Origin of the sequence: Psychrobacter sp. 5A.1 (genome assembly GCF_030407455.1) — a bacterium.
Lineage (GTDB): Bacteria > Pseudomonadota > Gammaproteobacteria > Pseudomonadales > Moraxellaceae > Psychrobacter.
Genome location: NZ_JASDDJ010000122.1, coordinates 1 through 1,934 on the forward strand (window position 1 = coordinate 1; position 1,934 = coordinate 1,934).

General features: G+C 34.7%; 2 protein-coding genes. Both read left to right on the forward strand.

Features of this window, described 5'->3' with window-relative positions; all coding sequences use genetic code 11:
- Positions 1 to 221: 221 nt before the first annotated feature.
- On the forward strand, positions 222 to 701 hold the full coding sequence (locus QL982_RS14325) for a BLUF domain-containing protein (RefSeq protein WP_290166067.1): 480 nt from the start codon (positions 222 to 224) through the stop codon (positions 699 to 701).
- 177 nt (positions 702 to 878) lie between these two features.
- The gene (locus QL982_RS14330) at positions 879 to 1,688 is read left to right on the forward strand and encodes a hypothetical protein (protein ID WP_290166069.1); all 810 of its coding nucleotides are present in this window, start codon (positions 879 to 881) and stop codon (positions 1,686 to 1,688) included.
- Positions 1,689 to 1,934: the final 246 nt, after the last annotated feature.

Genomic DNA, 1,934 nt, shown 5'->3' on the forward strand with positions numbered 1-1,934 from the left:
GTAAGTCATTGTCGTTTATAGTGATAATCATTTAGTTGATTTATTTTATAACATTTTTAAAGTCAGCGTACTATATATCACGCTGACTGTGTCAATTTTTGTAGTGTTACTCTAAGGTAATAGATAATAACAAATTGGTTAACTCTCAAGAGTTTTATTGATTATTCTTTATAAGAAAGTGTATATTAATTTATATACATATTATATAAATGGACTTTATTATGCATATCACGACACGTCATCCTACAGAAAATAGGAAAAGACATGGCGAGCATCTGCTTATTAGCCTAACGTATATCGGTAAAAACATCGAATTAAAAACGGGTATAGAATTGACTCGTGCTCTTGAGCAGTGGCGAAGATACTTTGAGGAAAGTGGGTTAGTTGCAGCGCTTGTGATCAATGACGGTTACTTTGTTCAAAACATTCAAGGCTCAAGACCGGCTGTCAATTCTGCTCTAGCTAAGATAATTGATGAGCATTTTAAGATTATTCCTAATGTTGTCAAGGTGGAAGAGATAGAATCACTTCGATGGGATGGGTTTGTAACCAAACACCTTACGTCAAGTGCCGAAGATGAAGAATATGCCTTAAAAAGCTTTTCAGCGGATTCTGACTTTAATCCTTATTTGATGAAAAGTGCTCAGATTGAAAACTTTTTAACAGCAATTTTTGAAGACAGTGAATCAAGCAAGTTTTAGATAAGTTCTCTATTCTGATTGGCGTAAAAAAGCCGCCTATACGTGTGTATAGGCGGCTTTTTTTGTTTTCGATATCTCATATTTATAGATTTTAAAATTAAATATTTTAATTCTACATATGTTGTGTATTATTATCTGAGGCATTTGCTATTTGAATAACTTAAACGGATTATATGTATGAAAAAACTGTCTCTATTGCTCGTAACGCTTTTAGGATCATCAATCGTATTAAATGGTTGCGCGACTACTACTCTTTCAGATTATACCCAAAGTAACAAAACGAAAAATCACACAAAAAAGGTCTTATCTGAGAGTGTCATTGCAGTGGGATATCCCAATAAGTCAATACAGGGCTATGAGGATGCTATGATTTTGGCAGGTAAAAACTACAGCTTTTTAGTGCAACCTGTGGTCTCTGCTGACACCTCATCAGATCTATTTAAGAGGATTTTCACACAAGTTGATTTAGGCTCATTATATATCGATACTAATCCCTCATACTCAAATCAAGATGTGCAGAAAAAGACACAGGCTGAGTCTAAAAAGTTAGTTCTCGATGTAAAAAGCGATGAATCAAATCAGATTAAAAACGTACCAGCAAATATCGGCTTAATCTATGCTAAGCCAATCAATGTGCTAAAGCTTAACGAGCAGTCACAATTAGAAAGTTTTGGCTTTGAATGCAAAACGGCCGTTGTTGCTGAACAACAAAATTTAATTTGTCAACGTGCAGTAAATATTAAATTGACGGTCGCTTCTGCAGTACAGAATATTAACGAAGTGAATTATAAGCTAAAGCAGCCTTTGAATATTCAGCTGACTTATAAGTGGAAAACCAGTAGCAATGCTAATAAGTTTGGCGTAGTACTTTTACCTGTTGCTATGGCAGTAGATATCGTGACGTTTCCTGTTCAACTGTTAGGTGCTGGAATTGCTGTCGGGGCGATAGCAGTAGCATATAGTCAATGCGGTAGTAGTTGCTTTTAGTCACTATTGAGGTGGAATTGATATTGTGATTAACGATAAAGAACAAGCTCGCATTGATGCACAGAATAGTTGCTTTTATGGACTGGGTCTTTAACTTGTAGTAGGTAGACTAAGGTTAGGTTTTGATAATGCTAATTTTTTTAACTTCTATATATGCAGGTATTGACATAACTCAATATGAGTCTCTCAGACCTGGCTATTACAATATGATGTATAATAGGCTACTGATTTTATTAATGATTATAC